This window comes from Pseudolysinimonas sp. (assembly GCF_044239695.1).
Classification (GTDB): Bacteria; Actinomycetota; Actinomycetes; order Actinomycetales; family Microbacteriaceae; genus Pseudolysinimonas_A.
On the sequence record NZ_JBIIAW010000052.1, the window covers coordinates 1 to 21,571 of the forward strand.

Genomic DNA, 21,571 nt, shown 5'->3' on the forward strand with positions numbered 1-21,571 from the left:
CCTCGACCCGCGGGTGCTCGAAGTGTCCGACGAGAACGGCATCTGGTGGCTCACGAGCACCGCCGCCTCCCGTCTGGTCCGCGTCAGCGACCCGAGCGGCCGGGTCTCGACGGAACTCGCCCCGGGGGGTCGCGTCCCGCTCGTGTTCGAGCCCGCCCACGTCGTCTTCGCCGCGGGCCGCACGACGTACGAGTTCGCGCTCCACGGCGAGCTGCCCTACTCCGCCGCCGCGACGTCCGCGGAACTCCGGCCGGAGCGGGTCGAGCTGCCGCGGCTGACCCCGAATCAGCGGTTGCTCCTGGTCGTGCTGTGCGAGAAGGCGCTGCGGCGTCCCGGTGGCCGCGTCGACGACTTCCCCACCTCGGTCGAGGCGGCCGCCCGGCTCGGCTGGAGTCTCACCGCCTTCAACCGCAAGCTCGACAACGTCTGCGATCGCCTCGACCGCGCCGGCTTCGCCGGTCTGCGCGGCGGTCGGGGCAATCTCGCCACCCGGCGTCGGGCCCGTTTGATCGAGCACGCGCTCGCCTCCCGGCTGGTCACCGTCGACGACCTGGCGCTGCTTCCCGACGCCTGACGCGCCCGGCGGGCGGTGCTAATCTCGGAGGATGCTCGAGCGGCTCCTCCTTCGTCGCCGCGACGAGGCCTAGTCTCCGGTCTCCTCGTCGCGGCTCTCACCCGTTCGCGCGGGTCCCGCGGGCCGGATCCCACCCCTGGCATCCCGAAGGAAACCGAACTCTCATGAGCACCACCGATAGCCCGATCAGCACCGATGGGCCGATCAGCACCGATGGACCCGTGGCCAAGACCCTGGCCGAGAAGGTCTGGGCCCAGCACCTCGTCGCGAAGGGCGAGAACGGCGAGCCCGACCTCATCTACATCGACCTGCACCTCGTGCACGAGGTCACCAGCCCGCAGGCCTTCGACGGACTCCGTCAAGCCGGCCGCCCCGTGCGGCGTCCCGATCTGACGATCGCGACGGAAGACCACAACACCCCGACGCTCGAGATCGACAAGCCGATCGCCGACCTCACGAGCCGCACGCAGATCGAGGCGCTGCGCGCGAACTGCGCCGAGTTCGGGGTGCGCCTGCATCCGCTCGGTGACATCGAGCAGGGCATCGTTCACGTCGTCGGCCCGCAGCTCGGCCTCACGCAGCCCGGCATCACGGTCGTCTGCGGCGACAGCCACACGAGCACGCACGGCGCCTTCGGGGCGATGGCGTTCGGCATCGGCACGAGCGAGGTGGAGCACGTGCTCGCCACGCAGACGCTGCCGCTGAAGCCGTTCAAGACGATGGCGATCACCGTCGAGGGCACGCTGCGTCCGGGTGTCACGGCGAAGGACATCATCCTCGCCGTCATCGCCAAGATCGGCACCAACGGCGGGCAGGGCTACGTGCTCGAGTACCGCGGGTCCGCCATCCGCGCGCTGTCGATGGATGGCCGCATGACGATCTGCAACATGTCGATCGAGGCGGGCGCGCGGGCCGGCATGGTCGCCCCCGACCAGACCACGTACGACTACCTGAAGGGCCGCCCGCACGCGCCCGAAGGCGCCGACTGGGATGCGGCGGTCGCCCACTGGGACACGCTCGCGACCGACGACGACGCCGTCTTCGACGCGGAGGTGTTCCTGGATGCCGACGAGCTCGAGCCGTTCGTCACCTGGGGCACGAACCCCGGGCAGGGCGTCTCGCTCAACGAGTCGGTCCCCGACCCGGCGACGATCAGCGACCCGAACGAGAAGGCGGCGGCGGAGCGCGCGCTCGAGTACATGGACCTCGCGGCCGGCACCCCGATGAAGGACATCCGCGTCGACGCCGTCTTCATGGGGTCGTGCACCAACAGCCGCCTCGACGACCTGCGCACCTTCGCCTCGATCATCAAGGGCAAGAAGAAGGCCGACCACGTGCGGGTCATGGTCGTGCCGGGCTCGGCCCGCGTGCGGCTCGAAGCCGAGGCGGAGGGCATCGACAAGATCGTCGAGGAGTTCGGCGGCGAATGGCGCTTCGCCGGCTGCTCGATGTGCCTCGGCATGAATCCCGACCAGCTCGCCCCGGGGGAGCGCTGCGCGTCGACATCCAACCGCAACTTCGAAGGCCGCCAGGGCAAGGGCGGACGCACCCACCTGGTGTCGCCCGTCGTCGCCGCGGCGACCGCCATCCGCGGCACCCTGTCGGCCCCGTCCGACCTGAGCGCGGAGGTCATGGCGTAATGGAGAAGTTCGAGACCGTCACCGGCACCGCCATCCCGCTGCCGCGCAACGCCGTCGACACCGACCAGATCATCCCCGCGGTGTTCCTCAAGCGCATCGTGAAGACCGGCTACGACGACGCGCTCTTCCACGAGTGGCGCAAGGACGAGACCTTCGTGCTCAACCAGCCGTGGGCGCAGGGCGCGACCGTGCTGTTCGCCGGAGCCGACTTCGGCACCGGGTCGAGCCGCGAGCACGCCGTCTGGGCGCTGCGCGACTACGGCTTCAAGGCCGTCATCGCGCCGCGGTTCGGCGACATCTTCCGGGGCAACTCGGGCAAGCAGGGGCTGCTCACCGCAACCATCCCGGAGGCCGAGATCGAGCGCTTCTGGGCGGCCATCGAGGCCCAGCCCGGCGTCGCGGCCACCGTCGACCTCCTCGCACGAACGGTCAGTGTCGGCGACCTCCAGGCGGGTTTCGAGATCGATGATTACACTCGCTGGAGATTGCTCGAAGGGCTCGATGACATCGGGCTGACGTTGCGCGACGAAGCGCGGATCACCGAGTTCGAGGGCACCAGGGAGAGCTGGCGGCCCCGCACTCTCCCCGTTCGGTGAACCGGTTCTCCCGGTGGTAAGGCAGCAGGTGTCACAGTGGCAAGCTCTCTCGTGGTGAACGACGGTGACGTCAACGACGGTCTGGCGAAGGATGCGGCGAAGGCCGCGGAGCGCGTGGGCCTGAAGGCCGACGGCATCGTCATTCGCGGGGGCAAGCCGCTGAAGGGCACCGTGCACGTGCGCGGAGCGAAGAACCTCGCGACGAAGGCGATGGTCGCGGCCCTCCTCGGCAAGACGCCCAGCCTTCTGCAGGACGTCCCGCAGATCTCCGAGATCTCGATCGTCACCAAGATGCTCGAGGCGTACGGCGTCGCCGTCACGAGCCCCGAGGACGGCGTGCTCGTGCTCGACCCGAAGAACGTCGAGCGCGCCCACTTCGCGCAGATCGACGCGCTCGCCGGTTCCAGCCGCATCCCGATCCTGTTCTGCGGACCGCTGCTGCACGCGCTCGGTGAGGCGCTCATCCCCGACCTGGGCGGCTGCCGCATCGGCGACCGGCCGATCGACTTCCACCTCGACGCCCTGCGCGCGTTCGGCGCGATCGTCGACAAGTCGTACGAGGGCATCCGCATCACCGCCCCGAACGGCCTGCACGGCGCGAACATCGAGTTGCCGTACCCGAGCGTCGGCGCGACCGAGCAGGTGCTGCTCACGGCCGTGCGCGCCCAGGGCGTGACCGAACTGAAGAACGCCGCGATCGAGCCCGAGATCATGGACCTCATCGCGATCCTGCAGAAGATGGGCGCCATCATCTGGATGGAGCCCAACCGCACGATCTTCATCGAAGGCGTCGAGACCCTCACCGGGTACACGCACCGTGCGATCTTCGACCGCAACGAAGCCGCCTCCTGGGCCTCCGCGGCGCTCGCCACCGAGGGCGACATCTTCGTCAAGGGCGCCAAGCAGCAGGAGATGATGACGTTCCTCAACGTCTTCCGCAAGGTCGGCGGCTCGTTCGACGTGCGCGAAGACGGCATCCGCTTCTGGCATCCGGGCGGGGCGCTCAAGCCCGTGCAGGTCGAGACCGATGTGCACCCCGGGTTCATGACCGACTGGCAGCAGCCGCTCATCGTCGCGCTCACCCTCGCCGAGGGCGTCTCGGTCGTGCACGAGACGGTGTACGAGAACCGTCTCGGCTTCACCGACGCGCTCGTCGAGATGGGGGCCGACATCGTCGTGCACAGCGAGGGGCTCGAATCGGTGACCCGTCGCGTGCCGCGCCGCAAGCTCGAGCAGGCGGCCGTCATCACCGGGCCGACGAAACTGCACGCGGCGGATGTGCGGGTGCCCGACCTCCGCGGCGGATTCAGCTACCTCATCGCGGCGCTCGCCGCCGAGGGCACCTCGACCGTGTCGAATCTCGGGCTCATCAGCCGCGGGTACGAGCACTTCGTCGAGAAGCTCGCCGGCCTGGGCGCCGACTTCGACCTGGTCTAGATACTCTGGGCGACGTGCGTCGACGCAAGCCCGAGAAGCTGATCCGCTGGCGCATCGTCGCCGCCGTCGCCATCCCGATCTTCGAGTTCTTCGGCCGCTACCGCATGCGCGGGCTCGACCACATCCCGAAGCGCGGGGCGTTCGTGATCGCGCCCAACCACGTGACCAACTTCGACCCGCTGACGACCGCGTACCTGGTCTGGCGCGGCGGGCGGGTGCCGCGGTTCCTCGCGAAGGCGAGCGTGTTCCGGGTGCCCCTGCTCGGCGCGCTGCTGCGCTACACCGGGCAGATCCCGGTCGAGCGGAGCGGTGGAGGGCCCGACCCGCTCGCGGCGGCCGGTCGGCTCATCGACGAGGAGCTGGCGGTGATCGTCTACCCCGAGGGAACGCTCACCCGGGATCCCGACGAGTGGCCGATGCGCGGCAAGACCGGGGCCGTGCGCCTGGCGCTGCAGTACGGCATCCCGCTCATCCCGATGGCGCACTGGGGCGTGCAGAAGATCCTGCCGCGTTACGGCGGGACGCTGCGGTTCTTCCCGCGGTCGGACGTCGAGATGCTCGTCGGCCCGCCGCTCGACCTCACCCCGTGGGCGGGGCGCACCGACGCGGCCGCGCTGGCCGCGGCGACGACGGCGTTGATGGATGCCATCGCGGTGCTGCTCGGCGAACTGCGCGGGCAGACGCCGCCGGCCGAGCGCTGGGATCCGGTCGCGCACGGCCAGTCCGAGTACGGGCGCTTCGAACCGCCGACCCGCTAGGCGCCCCCGGCCTCCTGTCGCTCGACCTCGCCCAGCACGTGCTTGGCCAGCAGCGTCGCACCGGCGACGGCGGCCGGCATGACGAGAATCGCGCCACCCGGCACGAAGAAGCACAGGTGCACCCCGACCCCGAACCCGAGCACGCGCGGGCTATGGCTGCGGAGGGCGGCGCGGCGCTCCTGCCGGGTCATCCCGCGCGCCTCGAGCGGCCGGGTCGTGAGCTCGAGCGCGACGAGTCGGCCGGAGAGGAAGACGCCCAGCACGACGGCGAGGAGCGTGCCGACCGCCGGAACGAGTCCGAGGAGGGCGAGCAGCAGACCGGTGACGATCGCCCGCACCACGAGGCGCGCGGCGTCGAGGGTCGAGCGCCAGAAGCCGGGCTCCGGGCGGTGCGCGGTGAACTCGCCGAGGTCGGCCTCCACGATCCGCCAGATGCGCGCGTAGAACCAGTCGCCGACGAGCAGGGTGAGCGCGGTGAACGCGAACGCGTACAGCACGACGAGGCCGACGACGAGGGCGAGCCCGAAGCCGGCGCGCAGCAGCGTGCGCCAGCCGGGGTCCCATTCCTCGGCGAACCCGGTGAGGAAGATCGTCAGCGGGTCGATGTTGCTGACCAGGACGACGATCAGCACCACGAGCCCGGCGAACACGATGCCCGCGGGGATGAGGCCGAGCGCCATCGTGCCGGGTCGTCGCCGCCAGTAGGAGAATCCGCGACCGAGCGTCGCGACGCCGGCGAAGAACTCGGTGATGAAGTTCGGGCCGCGCTCCGGCGCCGCTCGCGGGGGCGTGCTCGCCGTCATGGCTTCAGGTTATCCACGTGGAAGACTGGGCCGGTGACGATGACCCAGCCCCTCGTCCTCCCCGACCTCGGCCGACGGGTCGCGGTGCTCGGCGCCGGCTCGTGGGGCACGACGTTCGCGAAGATCCTGGGGGATGCCGGCAACAGCGTCGCGGTCTGGGCGCGCCGCCCGGAACTCGCCCGCGAGATCAGCCAGTCGCATCGCAACTCCGACTACCTGCCGGGCATCAACCTGCCCCGCAACGTCGCGGCGAGCCCGCGGCTGCCGGAGGTGCTCGACGGGGCGGAACAGGTCTACCTCTCGGTGCCGGCGCAGTCGCTGCGCGAGAACCTCCGCATCGTCAGGGAGCTGATCCCCGAGAGTGCGACCGTCGTGTCGCTCATGAAGGGCGTCGAACGCGGCACCCTCGCCCGGATGAGCGAGGTCATCCTCGCCGAACTCGGGATCGACCCGGAGCGCATCGCCGTCGTCTCCGGACCCAACCTGGCGCTCGAGATCGCGAAGGAGCAGCCGACCGCCGCCGTCGTGTCCTCGACGAGCCTGGCCACGGCATCCGATGTCGCCGCGACGGCGAGCAACCGCTACTTCCGCTGCTTCGTCAACACGGATGTCGTCGGCACCGAGTTCGGCGGAGTCCTGAAGAACCTCATCGCCGTCGCGATCGGCATCGTCGACGGCGTCGGCTACGGCGAGAACACGAAGGCGTCGATCATCACCCGCGGGCTCGTCGAGATGACCGACTTCGCGGTCGCGCACGGCGCCCTCGCCGAGACGATGAGCGGGCTCGCCGGCCTCGGCGACCTCATCGCCACCTGCGAATCTCCGCTCTCGCGCAACAACACCGCCGGCCGGCTGCTCGGCCAGGGCTACGACTACGCCGAAGTGGTCACGCAGATGAACCAGACGGCCGAGGGTCTCGCGTCGGTCGCGCCGGTGCTCGAACTCGCCGCCGCGAAGGGCGTCGAGATGCCGATCGTCATGCAGGTCGCCGAAGTGCTCGCCGGCACCCTGGCCCCGCGCGACCTCGCGCCCCACCTCACCACCGACACGACGGAGCCGCAGGGCGAATGACCTCCTCGGACAAGACCCGCGTCGCGCTGTTCTTCGGCGGGCGCTCGAGCGAGCACGGCATCTCGTGCGCGACGGCGGGCGGGGTGCTCGGCGCCCTCGACCGCACCACGTACGAGGTCATCCCGGTGGGCATCACACCGGACGGCATCCTCACCCTCCAGCCCGACGACGCGACCGGTCTCACCCTCGCCGACGAGCTGCCCGTCGTGCGCGACAACGGCACCCGCGTCTTCCTGCCCGAGTCGGCCTCGACCCGCGAGTTCACGGTGCGCGACCCCGACGGGACGGTGCGCTCGCTGGGCGAGGTGGATGTCGCCTTCCCGATCCTGCACGGACCGTTCGGCGAGGACGGCACGATCCAGGGTCTCTTCGAGCTGGTGGGGCTGCCGTACGTCGGCAACGGGGTACTGGCCTCCGCGCTCGGCATGGACAAGCACTTCACCAAGACCGTGCTGCAGGGCGCCGGGATCGAGGTCGCCCCGTGGGTGACCGTCACCCGGGCTCGACTCGCCGCCGACCCCGACCTGTGGCGCCGGCGCATCGCCGGTCTCGGGCTGCCGGTGTTCGTGAAGCCCGCGCGGGCCGGCTCGAGCGTCGGCGTCACCAAGGTGAAGTCGCTCGACGACCTCGATGCGGCCCTCGACCTCGCGTTCGCCGAAGACCACACGGTGCTCGTCGAGCAGGCGATCGTCGGGCGCGAAGTCGAGTGCGCCGTACTGCAGGGGCGCGACGGCGCCGCGCCGCGGGTCAGCGTCGCCGGCGAGATCGTGCTCACGACGCGCGAGTTCTACGACTTCGACGCGAAGTACCACGACGCGCCCGGCGTCGAGCTGGTGTGTCCGGCCGACCTCGCGCCCGGGGAGCTGGAGGAGATGCAACGCGTCGCCGCCCGCGCTTTCGAGGCGATCGGCGGGGCGGGTCTCGCGCGCGTCGACTTCTTCTTCACGGGGGAGTCGTTCGTACTCAACGAGGTCAACACGATGCCGGGCTTCACCCCGATCTCGATGTTCCCCGCCTGCTGGCTCGCCTCCGGCGTGACCTACCCGGAGCTGATCGACGAACTCATCACCCTGGGACTTCACACCCCCCGCTGAACCCGCGGGTTGAGTGCCCGCGCAGCGGGTCAATCGAAACCCAGGTATCGCCGACGTGTGGGTTTCGATACACCGCCTTCGGCGGCACTCAACCCACGGGGTGGGCGAGGCTATCGCCCGGTGACGGTGTCCTCGACGTCGACGCAGGTGCGTCCGTTCTCGGAGGTGTACGACACCGGCACGGAGAGCTCGTCGAGCACGACCCCCGGGGCGACGGCGGCGTCGGCGACGTCCTCGGGCACGTCGATGATCACCCGGAACGCGGGGTCGCGGCCGTAGGTGGTGAACGCGAGACCCGCCGGCACGTCTTCGCGCAACCAGAAGATGCCGTTGATCTCGACGCACGGCAGGTCGGAGACCTCGGGCACCGGCACTCCGCAGTACGAGAGCACGACCGTCGGCTCGCCCCAGGCGGCCGTTGCCTGCGCGTCGGTCTGCCGCAGCGCGTAGCTGCTGAGGGCGTCCGGCATCCGCACGGTCGCGGCGGCGCACTCCGGGTCGTTGGAGAACTCCGCGGCCGGGGTCATCGACACGGTCGGCGAGCAGCCCGCCAGCACGACGGCGGCGGCGACCGTGATGAGGGCGGTGAAGGCGCGGCGGGGAGACATGGCCCCTCCAGGCTAACCGGGGCAGGCTAGCCTGGCGGACGTGGTCACCCTCGGCGAGCTCGGCGAGAGCGCGGTTCTCGCCCGGATCTTCCCGCGGCTGCCCGACTCCGACGCGACGATCCTCGGCCCCGGCGACGACGCCGCCGTGCTGCGGGCGCCCGACGGCCGCTTCGTGGTGACGACCGACACGATGATCCACGGGCCCGACTTCCGGTTCGCCTGGTCGACGCCGCACGATCTCGGCTGGAAGGCGGCCGCGACGAACCTCGCCGACGTCGCCGCGATGGGGGCCGTACCGACCGCCCTCGTGGTCGCCGTGGCTGCGCCGCCCGACACCGATGTGGCGGTGCTCGAGGGACTCGCCGACGGGCTGCGCGATGCCTGCCAGACCCTGGCGCCGGGGTGCGGAGTCGTCGGCGGCGACCTGGCGGCCTCGGCGACCTTCACGATCGCGGTGACCGCGTTCGGCGACCTCGAGGGCCGGCCGCCGGTGACGCGGTCGGGGGCGCAGCCCGGGGACGTGCTCGCCGTCTCGGGGCCGCTCGACCTCGCCGCCCGTGGCCTCGAGCTTCTGTTCACCCGCGCCGTCGACGAGACAGGAGCCCCGGATTCGGCCCGCGCCGTCGCGCTGCGTGCCGAGTTTCCCGCCGAGATCGAGGCCCAGCTCGCGCCGTCGCCGCCGCTGCTCGACGGCGTCGCGGCGGCCCTCGCCGGGGCGACGGCGATGCTCGACGTGAGCGACGGCCTGGCGATCGACGCGCGGAGGATCGCGGCCGCATCCGGGGTGCGGCTCGACATCTTGTTCGCGGCCCTCGACGGGTCGGTATCCCTCCAGGGCGGCGAGGCGCACGCGCTCCTGGCGACGTTCCCGGCCGAGGCCGTGCTGCCGCGAGGCTTTCGCGTCATCGGCCGCGTGGAGGCGGGCGAGGGAGTTCTCGTCGACGGCGTGCCGTACGACGAGCGCGGCGGCTGGGATCCCTACGTGGATGGCCGACGCTAGTCAGACACCGATCGTCAGCGCCGCCGTGTAGCCGGCCGATGCCGATCCGGTCATCGTCGCGATCTGGTGGATCCCTTGGTCGTCCCCGAACACGTTGTCGCTCGCGAGCGAGACCTGCGCCAGGTTGCCGACGCTCCGCTCGTAGCCGGTCGTCGCGTAGACCGCCTCGCACGCTTCCTTCGGCAGGGCGATCTGGGAGGTCTTCACGATCGGGCCCGACGCGATCGCGGTTGCGACATCGGCGTAGACCTCGAAGTGGATGTGCGGCCAGCGTCCCGCATAGCAACCGGGGAAGATCGACGTGAAAGTCACCGACCCGTCGGCGCCGATCTCCTGCACGCCGCGAAGGTAGTTCACGTCTTCGAGGCCATCCGAGTAGAGCGAGTAGTTGCCGTCGCGGTCGCAATGCCACAGGTACACGGCACCACCGCTCAGGGCGTCGCCGGTGGCGGCATCCCGCACCGTCAGCACGATCGTGAGCGGCACGCCCTCGGCGGTGACCGTCGACGCCCCGAACGACGACCGGATGTCGGAGCGTGCGATCCCGGAGTCGTCGAGAACGTTGATGCCGTTCGATCCGTCGCCCGGGTAGGGGCCGGCGGTCTCGTCGGGCACCTCGGTGAGTTCGCCCGCGTCGGAGCTGGAGTCCGTCGAGGGGGAGGCGGTCGTGGTCGTCGTCGGCGCGACGCCGCACGCTGCCAGCAGCGTCACCACCGACACCCCGCCGAAGAGTCCGAGCGCCACGCGCCTGTTGACGAGGGTCGTCATGTCGTAGACGAGACCGCGGTCTTCCTCGTCGATCTCGTTGCCGTGTGCATCTGTCCACCGTGTCATGAGCACATCGCAGCGGTGTCGGCTATGCGTTCGCGATGAGAGGCTTCGGCGCCGACCGAGAGAGGGAGAAGACCGCGGTCTCGCCGTAGTCCTTCCGGCGGTCGAGTTCGAGCCCGTCCGGCCAGTCGGGGGCGCGGTCGCGGGCGGAGCGTTCGACGATGACGACGGCGTCCTCCGCGAGCCGGGGCACGAGGGCCTCGAGGTTGTGGGTGAGCTCGAGGCCGCCGAGGTCGTAGGGCGGGTCGAGGAAGACGACATCCCAGGTGATCCCCGGGGAGGTGCCGCCGAGGAACGACTGCACCGGCTGCGACGACACGACGATCTCGGGGACCGCGCCTCGCGGGGCCGCCTTGCGCACGCGCGCGGCGTTGTCGTTCGTGGCGCGGTGCGCCGCCGTCGCCTTGTCGACGAGGGTGACGTGGGCGGCGCCGCGGGAGGCGGCTTCGAGTCCGAGCGCCCCGGACCCCGCGTAGAGGTCGAGCACGCGGGCCCCCGGCAGCACGCCGCGGGCGTCGAGCGCAGAGAAGATCGCCTCGCGCACCCGATCGCTCGTCGGGCGGGTGCCGACCGGTGGCACCGCGAGGCGCAGCGATCCGGCGAAGCCCGAGATGATCCGCGTCACTCGGGCCACACTACGATCAGCAGGTGGCGTCGCGCGAACCCGGGGTGGTCAACAACGCCGTCTACGTCGACGGGGAGCGGATCGCATCCCCCGCCACCCTCGCCGAGACGTTCGCGCTCCTCGCGACGCATCCCACCGCGCTGGCCTGGATCGGGCTCTACCGCCCCGAGTCGTCGTTGCTCGTGGAACTCGCCGAGCAGTTCGACCTGCACGAGCTGGCGGTCGAGGATGCCGTGGTCGCCCACCAGCGTCCGAAACTGGAACGCTACGGCGACACGATGTTCATGGTGCTGCGTGCCGCGAACTACGACGACGACGACGAACACGTCGACTTCGGCGAACTGCACGTCTTCGCCGGCGCGCGATTCGTCATCACCGTGCGGCACAGTGAAGGACCCGATCTCTCGATCGTGCGCCGGCACATGGAGGCGACTCCCGACGCGATGCACGGCGGCACCGAGGCCGTGCTGTACGCGATCATCGACGCCGTCGTCGACGGCTACAAGCCGGTGATCGAAGGGCTCGCGAACGACATCGACGAGATCGAGACGCAGGTGTTCGACGGCGACCCGAAGGTGTCGCGGCGCATCTACGAACTCAATCGCGAGGTCATCGAATTCCAGCGGGCGGTCGTGCCGTTGAACGTCATGCTCGACCAGTTCGAGGCGGGGTTCGCCGACGGGCACGTCGACGATCACCTCGCTCCGGTGCTGCGCGACATCGCCGACCACGTCACCCAGGCGACGGAGCGGATCGAGGAGTTCCGGGTGCTGCTGCGCGACATCCTCGCGGTCAACACCTCCCTCGTCGGGCAGCGGCAGAACGAGGAGGCCCAGCGCCTGTCGGAGGCGAGCAACGCGCAGGCCGACCAGACCCGCCGCATCTCGGGGTGGGCCGCCATCCTCTTCGCCCCGTCGCTCATCGGGTCGATCTACGGGATGAACTTCGACGTGATGCCCGAGCTGCACCAGTGGTGGGGCTACCCGGCGGCCCTCGTCGCGATGGGGGCGTCGAGCCTCATCCTCTACATCGTGTTCAAGAAGCGCGGGTGGTTGTAACTAGCCTGGAGTCGTGCCCGGACCCCTCGATACGCGCCTGCTGACGGCGCTCGGCGCGCGCGTGGCGCCGCTGTTCGAGAAGGCGTTCGGGCTGGAGACCGTCGGCGATCTGCTCGGCCACTACCCGAGGCGCTACGCGGTGCGCGGCGACCTCACTCCGCTCGATTCGCTGCGCATCGGCGACACGGTCGTGGTGGTCGCGGAGGTGCGCAGCATCACCGCGCGGCAGATGCGCAACCGGCACGGCGAGCTCATCGAGGTGGTGATCACCGACGGCACGGGCACGCTGCAGCTGACGTTCTTCAGCCGCCGCGCGACGTACGGGCTGAAGCCCGGGATGCGCGGCATCTTCGCCGGCAAGGTCGGCCTGTACCGCGAGACCCGGCAGTTGGCGCACCCGGCCTACGAGGCGTTCCCCGACGACCTGGATGCCGACTCCGAGGAGGCTCGGGCGTGGGCCGAGGCGCCGATGCCGATCTACCCGGCGACGGCGTCGCTCGACGGCACGAAGATCCGCGGGGTGATCCAGGCCCAGGTGGATGCGCTGCCCCCGCTCGACGACCCGGTTCCGGATGTCGTGCGCGCCACCCGCGGACTGCTCGACTTCCGCGAGGCGCTGCGTCTCATCCACCGTCCGCGCGTCGAGGCGGACTGGAGGAACGCGCAGGAGACGCTGCGGTTCCACGAGGCGCTCGTGCTGCAGACCTCGCTGCTGCGCCAGCGTGCGGCGTACCGCGCCCGGGTCGCGACGCCGCGGGTGCCGGGAAAAGCCTCGGCGGAGTTCGCCGCGCGGCTGCCGTGGGAGCTGACCGACGACCAGGTGGCGGTCGGGGCGGAGATCGAGCGCGACCTGGCCTCCGGCATCCCGATGAACCGTCTCGTGCAGGGCGAGGTCGGTTCGGGCAAGACCCTCGTGGCGCTGAAGGCGATGCTCGCGGTCGCCGACTCGGGCGGCCAGTCGGCGTTCCTCGCGCCCACCGAGGTGCTCGCCGGGCAGCACCTGCGGTCGATCGTGCAGTCGCTCGGACCCGATCTGGCCGCGCGGCTGCGGCCCACGCTGATCACCGGGCAGCTGCCGATCGCCGATCGCCGCCGGGCGACCCTCGCGGCGGCGTCGGGTGGGGCGTCCATCGTCGTCGGCACGCACGCGCTGCTCGGCGAGCAGGTGCAGTTCGCCGACCTCGGACTCGTCGTGGTCGATGAGCAGCATCGGTTCGGCGTCGACCAGCGCGAAGCTCTCCGACTTAAAGGGGAGAGCCCCCACGTCCTGGTGCTCACGGCGACCCCGATCCCGCGCACCGTCGCGATGACCGTGTTCGGCGACCTCGACGTGTCGACTCTTCGCCAGTTGCCGAAGGGGCGCTCGCCGATCGAGTCGCACGTCGTCGGTCTCGCCGAGCATCCCGGCTGGATCGCCCGCGTCTGGGAGCGGCTCGCCGAGGAGCTCGACAAGGGGCACCAGGGGTTCGTCGTGTGTCCCGCGATCGATGCTCGCACCGTGGAAGAACAAGATCGGGATGCCGACGCCCCCGACGAGGGGCTGCCCCCGCCGTCGGCGGTGCTGAGCGTCGTCGAGGAGCTGCGCCGGCATCCCCGACTCGCTGCGCGGCGCATCGAGGTGCTGCACGGTCGCATGAGCGCCGACGAGAAGGACGCCACGATGCGCGCCTTCGCTGCCGGCGATATCGACGTGCTCGTCGCGACGACCGTGATCGAGGTCGGCGTCGACGTGCCGAACGCCTCGACGATGGTCGTGCTCGACGCCGACCGGTTCGGCATCGCCCAGTTGCACCAGTTGCGCGGCCGGGTCGGCCGGGGGAGCGTGCCCGGGCTCTGCCTCTTCGTCACCCACGTCGACAAGGTGTCGCTCGCGATGGATCGTGTCGAGGCCGTGAAATCGACGCTCGACGGATTCGAGCTCGCCCAGGCCGACCTGGAGCTGCGGCGCGAGGGCGATGTGCTCGGCGAATCCCAGTCCGGCGGGCGGTCGTCGCTCAAGCTGCTGCGGGTGTCGCGCGACGGGAAGCTCATCGAGGACGCGCGGGAGGTGGCGGCCGACATCCTCGAGTCCGACCCCGAGCTGCGTGAGCATCCCGCCTTGAAGGATGCTCTGGAGCGCCGGCTCGACGAGACCGAGCGCGCCTTCCTGGGCAAGAGCTAGCTCTCAGGCGACCCTCGGGAACACGTCACGAAACGGTCACGTCCCCCGCGGGACGTTCGGATAGTGTGACGAACGTGAGTCGGATCGCTGTCGTCCCGGGATCGTTCGATCCGGTCACTCTGGGGCACCTCGATGTGATCGAGCGGGCGGCCGGGCTCTTCGACGAATTGCACGTGCTCGTCGTGCACAACCCGGGCAAGACGGCGCTGCTGCCGATCGCCCAGCGGGTGTCGCTCATCCAGGAGTCCGTCGCCACCGCCGGGTTCGCGGGCAACATCGTCGTCACCTCGTGGAGCGTCGGACTGCTCGTCGACTACTGCACCGACGTGGGAGCGAGCGTTCTCGTCAAGGGCATCCGTTCGCAGATCGATGTCGCCTACGAGACGCCGATGGCGATCGTGAACCGCAACCTCGCCGGGGTCGAGACGATCTTCCTGCTGCCCGACCCGGCCCACGCGCACGTGTCGAGTTCGCTCGTGCGCCAGGTGGCGTCGCTCGGCGGCGACGTGTCGCCCTACGTGCCGCCGGCGGTCGCGAAGCTGCTCGAGAACAACCGGGTCTGACGGGGTCGCTGCGCGATGGGCATCCGCTCCGACTGGAACGACAAGGCCGTGTTCTCGGAGTGTCCGACCTGTCAGCATCTGGGCCCGCACCAGCCCGACGAGCTCGGGATGCTGCGTTGCGACGTGTGCGGATCGACGTTCGCCGCCGCCTCCGACGGCCCGTCGGGGGAGACGGGCACCTACGTCGACATGCGCCCCGATGAGGCGATCACCGCATCCTGGATCCCGCGGCTTCCCGAGGGGCTTCGCGACAGCTAGCCGAGGGCTGGGTTGCGGCGAGGCGAGTCCCGCCGCTCGGTGTCGCGCGCGACTCCGGGCAGAGCTCTCCCGCGCTGCGCGTCAGGGCGTTCGCGCGAGCTGGTGCTGTCGAACGGGGTTCTTGGTGACGAGGGGAAGGGTTCGTCGCCCATCGCTCATCGTCCAGCCGACGTGCCCTCGTCCGGGTGGGCGGTGGATTCGCCAGCCGCCGTTGTGGAGGAGCATGTGGTGGTGCCGACAGAGGAGCACTCCGTTGTCGATATCGGTCGGCCCGTCGTGTTTCCAGGGGTGGGCGTGATGGGCTTCGGTCCAGGAGGGCGGTCGATCGCACTGCTCGACGGCGCAGCCGCCCCAGATCGCGGCGAGGGCGACGCGCTGCCGCTCGCTGAAGAGCCGTTGGGTGAGCCCGAGGTCGAGGCTTCCGCCGGGGTGGAACACGACGGGCTGGTAGCCGCCGCACATGAGACGTTCGGCCGTGGCGATCGACACGGCGGCGCTCTGTCCTTCGAGGTGCGCGGCGCCGTCACCGCGGGTGAGGTCGCGGGCGTCGACGTGGACGCGCACGGAGGGTCGTCGGATGCCGAACACGCGGCCGGTGTCGGCGGTGCCGGCGATGCGGATCATCTCGACCAGGGCGTCCACCGCGATCTGCTCGGTGCTGCGAGGGTCTTTCTCGAGTGCCTCGACGCGCGCACGTTCGGCGCTGTCGACGAATCGGGGTCCGTTGCGGCGGGGCGCGGTGACGCAGTCGATCGCGTCGGTGACGAGGGCCGCCTGTTCGGGGTCGAGCATGCCGAAGATGCGGGTCATCCCGTCGGCCTGGAGGGTGAGTCGCAGGAACCGCTTCGCCCGCAGTGCTTCCTCCCGAGAGGCGACGCCGGCGGCATCCAGGTCGTCGCGCATCTCGCGCGCGCGGCGGGCGACCTTCTCAGGGGGCAGCGTCGCGGCCGCGTCGAGCAGCTGCTGGGCGGCGTCGAGCAGCGCATCCGGCGACACCGACGGTGATGGCGCTCCGAGCCCCTGAGTGATCGCGGCCGCGGCACCGACCGAGACGTCACCGGAGCGCACCGACCCGGCGACGTCGGCGAACCAGGGCGGGGCGGCATCCATGAGGGTTCCGACGGTGACCAGTTGCCGGGCGGAGGCCCCCGACTCGCCCGTCACGCGCGACACGAACGCGTCGGCGGTGCGATCTCCCGAGGACTGCGCCAACCCGAGATGCCCGTGCTCCACCGCGGAGCGCCGTTCGACCTCCCCGGCGAGAATCGCGAGCCCGGCATCCACCCGTCGACCCGCCGCGGCATACGCTGCGAGCAGCTGCTCCAACCGCGCCGACGGCACCTCGGATACACCGGAGAGCTCGGGGAGCTCGATCACGGTGCAGGGCGCGCTCATGCCGACATCCTTCCGGGAAGAGAAGTACGAAACTCTGGCACGAGCAGGATCAGTTTACTCGAACACAACGACGAGAGCAAGCGATATCCACACCCGCGCGACAGAATGGGTCAATGAGCCTCACCCTCGGATACAAGGCGTCGGCCGAGCAGTTCGACCCCCGCGAACTCGTCGAGATCGCCGTGGCGGCGGAGCAGCACGGCATGGAGAGCGTCGCCGTGAGCGACCACTTCCAGCCCTGGCGCCACGAGGGCGGGCACGCGCCGTTCTCGCTCACCTGGATGGCGGCGGTGGGGGAGCGCACGAGCAAGATCCGCATCGGCACGAGCGTGATGACCCCGACCTTCCGCTACAACCCGGCGGTGATCGCCCAGGCCTTCGCCACGATGGGCGTGCTCTACCCCGACCGCGTCTTCCTCGGCGTCGGCACCGGCGAGGCGCTCAACGAGGTCGCCACGGGCGCTCTGGGGGCCGACGAGGGCGCCTGGCCCGAGTTCAAGGAACGCTTCGGCCGCCTCCGCGAAGCCGTCGACCTCATGCGCCAGCTCTGGACCGAGGAGCGGGTCAACTTCCGCGGCGAGTTCTACGAGACGCACGACGCGAACATCTACGACCGTCCCGAGCTGCCGATCCCGGTCTACATCGCCGCCGGCGGCCCGATGGTGGCGCGCTACGCCGGCCGCGCGGGCGACGGCTTCATCTGCACGTCGGGCAAGGGCATGTCGCTCTACACCGACGAACTCGTCCCCGCCGTCAAGGAGGGCGCCGAGAAGGTCGGCCGCAGCTTCGACGACATCGATCGGATGATCGAGATCAAGCTCTCCTACGACACCGATCCCGCCGCCGCGCTCGAGAACACGCGCTTCTGGGCGCCGCTCGCCCTGAGCAAGGAGCAGAAGCACGACATCACCGATCCGATGGAGATGGAGAAGGCGGCGGATGCCCTCCCCATCGAGCAGATCGCGTCGCGCTGGATCGTCGGCAGCGACCCCGACGAGGTGACGGCGGGCATCAAGCAGTACGTGGATGCCGGCTTCACCCACCTCGTCTTCCACGCCCCCGGGCACGACCAGCGTCGTTTCCTGAAGCTCTTCGAAGACGACCTCGCCCCCCGCCTCCGCGCCCTCTGACGCCTCCGCGGGGTGAGTGCCGCGCAGCGGTGTATCGAAACCGCGAGGTTCCGCGGGTTGAGTGCCGCGCAGCGGTGTATCGAAACCGCGAGGTTCCGCGGGTTGAGTGCCGCGCAGCGGTGTATCGAAACCCACTCCGAGTAACCTGACGCCGATGGATGACGCAACCGCCAAGCAGCGGACGGTCTGGCAGAAGAACGCCGACCGTTACGACCGCACGATGGCGGGCCTGGAGCGCGGCCTCCTCGCGGGGAACCGCGAGTGGATCGGCGCCCGGGCCCACGGTCGCGTGCTGGAGGTCGCCGTGGGCAGCGGACGCAGTTTCGAGTTCTACGCGCCCGACGTCACCCTGACAGGTCTCGATCTGACCCCGGCGATGCTCGACCTCGCCCGCGAGCACGCCGCAGCCGTCGGCATCCAGGTCGATCTCCGCGAGGGCGACGCCGAGAACCTCCCGTTCCCCGACGCGTCGTTCGACACGGTGGTCTGCGCCCTCGGGCTGTGCTCGATCCCGCGTCCCGAGGTCGCGATCGCCGAGATGGCGCGGGTGCTCGTGCCGGGCGGATCCCTCCTGCTGCTCGACCACGTCGGCAGCACCTGGCCGCCGGTCTTCGCCGCGCAGTGGCTTCTCGAACGGGTCACGATCCTCACGGCGGGCGAGCACTTCACCCGGCGCCAACTGCCCCTCGTGCGCGCCGCCGGACTCGAGGTCGTCGAATCCGACCGCCTCAAGGCCGGGGTGATCGAGCGCATCCATGCCGTGACGGCGTCGCGTGGTCACTGAACCGGCCCGGCTGGGGCGCAAGCGTGACGCGTCCCGTGACGCCGCCATCCTCGATGCCGCTCTCGCCGAACTCGCGGAGTCGGGCTACGCCGGGATGACGACGGATGCCGTGGCGGCGCGGGCGGGGGTCGGCAAGGCGGCGATGTACCGCCGCTGGCCCTCGAAGGCCGAGCTCGCACTCGACGCGGTGGCTCGGCTCGACGGCGCGAGCATCGACCCGGAGGCGATCCCCGACACCGGGTCGCTGCGCGGGGATCTGCGGGCGATGCTCACGCGGCAGGGCGATGTCGACGACGAGCGGCGGCTGCGCGTGATGGTCGGCCTGGCGTCGATGCTCGCCGACGACGAGCGGCTCGCGGCGGCGATCACCGGCCCCTGGGTCGACGCGAACCGCACGATCATCCAGCGCGCCATCGCGCGCGGCGAGATCGCGGCGACGACCGATGTCGAGACGATGGCGGCGATCATCCCGACGCTCGTGACGTTCCGGGTTTCGATCCAGCGGTTGCCGATTCCGCCGTCGTACGTCGGGATGCTGCTCGAGACGGTGCTGCTGCCGGCCCTCGGGGTCGACGACCGGCAGCAGCTCTGAGGCGCGCTTCCGAGAGCTCAGCGCCAGAGCGTCAGGATGATGCTCGTCACGACGCTCGTCAGCAGGAACGACGGCGCGTTCAGCAGCGTGTAGAACACCGGTCGGGGAAAGTTCGGGTTGATCGCGATCGTGAACGTCATCGCGACGAGGTATCCGATGCCGACGATGACCCCGAAGAGGATGCCGTCGCCGAGCGCCTCGACCCCGAGCGCGCGCAGCAGCACGGCACTCGTGACGACGATGACGGCGCCGGCGAGCATCGGGCCGACGAAGGTGAGCGGCGCGGGCTTCGTCGCGGGCTCGTTCTGCCGCCCGAGGGCGACGAGGTAGGGCTTCGCGACGACGACGCCGAACCAGACGCCGCCGATGACGGCGGAAGCGGCGACAGCGGCGAGGACGGCGAGCCAGTTGATCTCGGACAGGACGTTGAACATGGGTCTCCTTGGATGATTACGGAACTAGCGGTTCCGTAATGCAAGGTATGGGGACCCTCTGACATCCTCTGGTCGTCGCGAACTCCCGCTCGACGTCGGCTGAGAGGCGGCGGTAGCGGCGCAGCGTTCGGCGAGGTGGTGTGGGTGTCAGCGCGTGCCCCGCAGGTGATGGTGCCACGGCGCTGCGCTCATGGCAGCACGGTATTGCTACCTCACGCGGCTGATCGGCGCGCGGCTCACTCCCGATACAGTTTCGAACATGAGTCAGGTGACGGCGCTAGTTGCGAGCCAATGGCGGGAGGCGTGGAACAGGATTGACTTCTCCACGATGCCCGGCGGTGAGCCAAATCACTCGTTCGTGGTGCTCGTGTTGAAGGCTTCAGACGTGAGGCGGCTTGCGGGCGTCTTCCGGCGCAACCCGAGCGTTCACGTGCCTCGAAGCAGCGACACCAATATTCAGCGTCCACACGAGTCCACACGAAGTCGCGAAATTCGGCGCTTCGTCGAGCTCGGTTATCCCATGTCGAGCATGACCGCCGGACAGTTGAAGAACGCCGAGCCAAGTTTGCAAAGGCCCGGGTGGCTGCCGACCGCGGTCGTGGTCAACATTCTGGCTCCAGGTGAAGTCCGCGAGGGGCTCGATCCGCTCAGAGAAGAACTCGCCGTCATGTCTCCAGATCTAGTCGGGGTCGAGGCAGGCTCCGCAGTGCAGCTCTCAGTCCCTAGTTATGAGGCCAACGACGCTCTCGACATGACCCCGCCCTTCGAGGTGATTGATGGGCAGCATCGACTCTGGGCTTTCGAGGACGACGAAGATACCGAGGACTTCTACCTTCCGGTTGTAGCGTTCCTTCACCTCGATCGGAGTTTTCAGGCGTATCTCTTCTGGTCTATCAACATCAAGCCGAAGAAGATCAACACCTCGCTCGCCTTCGATCTCTACCCGATGCTGCGCTCGCAGGATTGGCTCATTGGCGGTGAAGGATTAAAGGTCTACCGCGAGTCTCGAGCGCAGGAACTTACCGAAGCGCTGTGGGCTTCGGCAGACAGCCCTTGGTACGACCGCATCAACATGATCGGCGCGAAGGGTGTCGGCGACAAGCAGCCCGTTTCCCAGGCGTCTTTCGTACGATCGCTTATGGCCTCGTTCGTGAAGGCCTGGGACAGTAGATTCGTTGCGGGGGGTCTCTACGGGCACAGCGACTCGGGCGGGCTCGACTGGAATCGCGCTCAGCAGGCGGCATTCCTGATAGCGGCCTGGCAAGAGTTCGTAGACGCGGTCGCTCGGGTCAAGCCGACCTGGTATCGCGCCATCGCTCAGCCAGATGCGGCTGTCGTTGACGTCGCGCTAGGCCGTCAAAGTATGTTGGCATCGGATCAAGGGGTTCGCGCCTTCATGCTGATCTTGAACGAGGTTACGTTCCTTGAGCAGGAGCAACTCGAGCTTTCTCGCTGGGTGCTACCGCCATCCGAAGACTCAATCGATCCCGAGCAAGTGGGCGAAGCGCTTGCGAGTCTCGAGTCGACCGAGATTCGAGCTCACCTTCGTGCGTTTGCTGAAGCTTTCGCAGCATTCGACTGGAGGTCTTCAAAGGCTCCTGGGGTTCATGGGGCCCTTGAAAGGGACAAGGCGATCTACCGGGGAAGCGGTGGCTATGTGGCACTGCGGCGGGATGTCTACAAGGTGATGCTCGACTCTTCGAGTCCGCTTGTGAAGCGCGCGGCGAAGCGGATGCTCTCGGTCCTCGCAGAAGATCCCACGCAGGACGCTGGTGAATGAGTTCTTTCGCCGGCTGTTCGGTAGGGCTCAAGTCGCTCCGCCGGAACCCGGCTTCAAGTCCAGGCTGGCCGCGGCGGTTCAATCGACCTCCACGACTGTCGTGGACGCTGGTCTCGTCGCCAACCTCGCGAACCTTCGGCTGGGCAGGCTCGTGGATGCGGGTCACCCGCAAGCCGCTCCGGGCGCCCCCAGCGACTACCAGTACGGCGACGATGAGTTTGATCTCGCTGCGCAGTGGGCATCGGGAAGTGCCCTCGCGCACTCGACAGATGCTTGGCGCTACTTGTCGTCAGCACTACGCGCGATGTTTAGCGGCTACCCCAGCGTTGCCCGACATCTTGCCTATTACTCAGAGCTCCGATCTGCGTTTGCCATCCTC

At 69.6% G+C, this 21,571-nt stretch carries 22 protein-coding genes; 16 read left to right on the plus strand and 6 right to left on the minus strand.

Annotated features, from left to right (window positions below):
* The 5 genes from ACILQS_RS09390 to ACILQS_RS09410 all read left to right on the plus strand — a co-directional run.
* Positions 1–574, plus strand: a 574-nt coding sequence (locus ACILQS_RS09390) for a hypothetical protein (protein WP_395639861.1), incomplete at its 5' end; no start/stop codon positions are given.
* A 164-nt stretch (positions 575–738) separates the two neighbouring features.
* Positions 739–2,214: a 3-isopropylmalate dehydratase large subunit gene (gene leuC / locus ACILQS_RS09395; RefSeq protein WP_395639862.1), complete on the plus strand. Its 1,476-nt coding sequence runs from the start codon at positions 739–741 to the stop codon at positions 2,212–2,214.
* On the plus strand, positions 2,214–2,810 hold the full coding sequence (leuD, locus tag ACILQS_RS09400) for a 3-isopropylmalate dehydratase small subunit (protein ID WP_395639863.1): 597 nt from the start codon (positions 2,214–2,216) through the stop codon (positions 2,808–2,810). The genes leuC and leuD overlap by 1 nt, the downstream gene beginning before the upstream one ends.
* A 114-nt stretch (positions 2,811–2,924) precedes the next feature.
* Positions 2,925–4,247, plus strand: a complete 1,323-nt coding sequence (murA, locus tag ACILQS_RS09405) for a UDP-N-acetylglucosamine 1-carboxyvinyltransferase (protein WP_395639881.1) — start codon at positions 2,925–2,927, stop codon at positions 4,245–4,247.
* A gap of 14 nt (positions 4,248–4,261) precedes the next feature.
* Positions 4,262–5,005: a lysophospholipid acyltransferase family protein gene (locus ACILQS_RS09410; protein ID WP_395639864.1), complete on the plus strand. Its 744-nt coding sequence runs from the start codon at positions 4,262–4,264 to the stop codon at positions 5,003–5,005.
* Here the strand turns inward: ACILQS_RS09410 and ACILQS_RS09415 are convergent.
* The gene (locus tag ACILQS_RS09415) at positions 5,002–5,808 is read right to left on the minus strand and encodes an EI24 domain-containing protein (RefSeq protein WP_395639865.1); all 807 of its coding nucleotides are present in this window, start codon (positions 5,806–5,808) and stop codon (positions 5,002–5,004) included. The two genes, ACILQS_RS09410 and ACILQS_RS09415, sit on opposite strands and share 4 nt — an antisense overlap.
* 39 nt (positions 5,809–5,847) lie before the next feature.
* Here ACILQS_RS09415 and ACILQS_RS09420 point away from each other — a divergent pair, with 39 nt between their 5' ends.
* Complete coding sequence (locus tag ACILQS_RS09420) at positions 5,848–6,879, plus strand: NAD(P)H-dependent glycerol-3-phosphate dehydrogenase (protein WP_395639882.1); 1,032 nt, start codon at positions 5,848–5,850, stop codon at positions 6,877–6,879.
* Complete coding sequence (locus ACILQS_RS09425; RefSeq protein WP_395639866.1) at positions 6,876–7,973, plus strand: D-alanine--D-alanine ligase family protein; 1,098 nt, start codon at positions 6,876–6,878, stop codon at positions 7,971–7,973. The genes ACILQS_RS09420 and ACILQS_RS09425 overlap by 4 nt, the downstream gene beginning before the upstream one ends.
* 110 nt (positions 7,974–8,083) lie before the next feature.
* Here ACILQS_RS09425 and ACILQS_RS09430 read toward each other — a convergent pair whose 3' ends face one another.
* On the minus strand, positions 8,084–8,581 hold the full coding sequence (locus ACILQS_RS09430; protein ID WP_395639867.1) for a DUF3515 family protein: 498 nt from the start codon (positions 8,579–8,581) through the stop codon (positions 8,084–8,086).
* Positions 8,582–8,621: 40 nt separating this feature from the next.
* Between ACILQS_RS09430 and thiL the strand changes: the two genes are divergently transcribed.
* Entirely contained in the window at positions 8,622–9,581 is a 960-nt protein-coding gene (gene thiL / locus ACILQS_RS09435) for a thiamine-phosphate kinase (protein ID WP_395639868.1), read from the plus strand.
* On the opposite strand, the gene ACILQS_RS09440 is transcribed toward thiL, so the two are convergent.
* Positions 9,582–10,415, minus strand: a complete 834-nt coding sequence (locus tag ACILQS_RS09440) for an intradiol ring-cleavage dioxygenase (protein ID WP_395639869.1) — start codon at positions 10,413–10,415, stop codon at positions 9,582–9,584.
* A 22-nt stretch (positions 10,416–10,437) separates the two neighbouring features.
* A complete protein-coding gene (locus tag ACILQS_RS09445; RefSeq protein ID WP_395639870.1) occupies positions 10,438–11,037 on the minus strand; it encodes an RsmD family RNA methyltransferase in 600 nt (199 codons plus the stop codon).
* A 23-nt stretch (positions 11,038–11,060) separates the two neighbouring features.
* Here ACILQS_RS09445 and ACILQS_RS09450 point away from each other — a divergent pair, with 23 nt between their 5' ends.
* The 4 genes from ACILQS_RS09450 to ACILQS_RS09465 all read left to right on the plus strand — a co-directional run bounded on the left by ACILQS_RS09450 (position 11,061) and on the right by ACILQS_RS09465 (position 15,077).
* Complete coding sequence (locus ACILQS_RS09450; protein ID WP_395639871.1) at positions 11,061–12,095, plus strand: magnesium and cobalt transport protein CorA; 1,035 nt, start codon at positions 11,061–11,063, stop codon at positions 12,093–12,095.
* 13 nt (positions 12,096–12,108) lie between these two features.
* On the plus strand, positions 12,109–14,256 hold the full coding sequence (locus tag ACILQS_RS09455; RefSeq protein WP_395639872.1) for an ATP-dependent DNA helicase RecG: 2,148 nt from the start codon (positions 12,109–12,111) through the stop codon (positions 14,254–14,256).
* A gap of 74 nt (positions 14,257–14,330) precedes the next feature.
* Positions 14,331–14,819 carry a pantetheine-phosphate adenylyltransferase gene (coaD, locus tag ACILQS_RS09460; RefSeq protein ID WP_395639873.1) on the plus strand — a complete coding sequence of 163 codons (489 nt, stop codon included), beginning with the start codon at positions 14,331–14,333 and terminating at the stop codon, positions 14,817–14,819.
* A 15-nt stretch (positions 14,820–14,834) separates the two neighbouring features.
* Entirely contained in the window at positions 14,835–15,077 is a 243-nt protein-coding gene (locus ACILQS_RS09465) for a hypothetical protein (protein ID WP_395639874.1), read from the plus strand.
* 81 nt (positions 15,078–15,158) lie between these two features.
* Here ACILQS_RS09465 and ACILQS_RS09470 read toward each other — a convergent pair whose 3' ends face one another.
* Complete coding sequence (locus ACILQS_RS09470) at positions 15,159–16,472, minus strand: DUF222 domain-containing protein (RefSeq protein WP_395639875.1); 1,314 nt, start codon at positions 16,470–16,472, stop codon at positions 15,159–15,161.
* Positions 16,473–16,585: 113 nt separating this feature from the next.
* Between ACILQS_RS09470 and fgd the strand changes: the two genes are divergently transcribed.
* From fgd to ACILQS_RS09485, 3 genes are all read left to right on the plus strand, one after another.
* Positions 16,586–17,602, plus strand: a complete 1,017-nt coding sequence (fgd, locus tag ACILQS_RS09475) for a glucose-6-phosphate dehydrogenase (coenzyme-F420) (RefSeq protein ID WP_395639876.1) — start codon at positions 16,586–16,588, stop codon at positions 17,600–17,602.
* A 154-nt stretch (positions 17,603–17,756) separates the two neighbouring features.
* Positions 17,757–18,386 (plus strand): class I SAM-dependent methyltransferase, encoded by a 630-nt coding sequence (locus ACILQS_RS09480; protein WP_395639877.1) that lies wholly within the window; start codon positions 17,757–17,759, stop codon positions 18,384–18,386.
* A complete protein-coding gene (locus ACILQS_RS09485) occupies positions 18,376–18,978 on the plus strand; it encodes a TetR/AcrR family transcriptional regulator (RefSeq protein ID WP_395639878.1) in 603 nt (200 codons plus the stop codon). The genes ACILQS_RS09480 and ACILQS_RS09485 overlap by 11 nt, the downstream gene beginning before the upstream one ends.
* A 17-nt stretch (positions 18,979–18,995) precedes the next feature.
* On the opposite strand, the gene ACILQS_RS09490 is transcribed toward ACILQS_RS09485, so the two are convergent.
* Complete coding sequence (locus ACILQS_RS09490; protein ID WP_395639879.1) at positions 18,996–19,412, minus strand: DUF1761 domain-containing protein; 417 nt, start codon at positions 19,410–19,412, stop codon at positions 18,996–18,998.
* Between the two features lie 190 nt (positions 19,413–19,602).
* Here ACILQS_RS09490 and ACILQS_RS09495 point away from each other — a divergent pair, with 190 nt between their 5' ends.
* Positions 19,603–21,192 (plus strand): DGQHR domain-containing protein, encoded by a 1,590-nt coding sequence (locus ACILQS_RS09495; RefSeq protein ID WP_395639880.1) that lies wholly within the window; start codon positions 19,603–19,605, stop codon positions 21,190–21,192.
* Positions 21,193–21,571 lie beyond the last annotated feature (379 nt).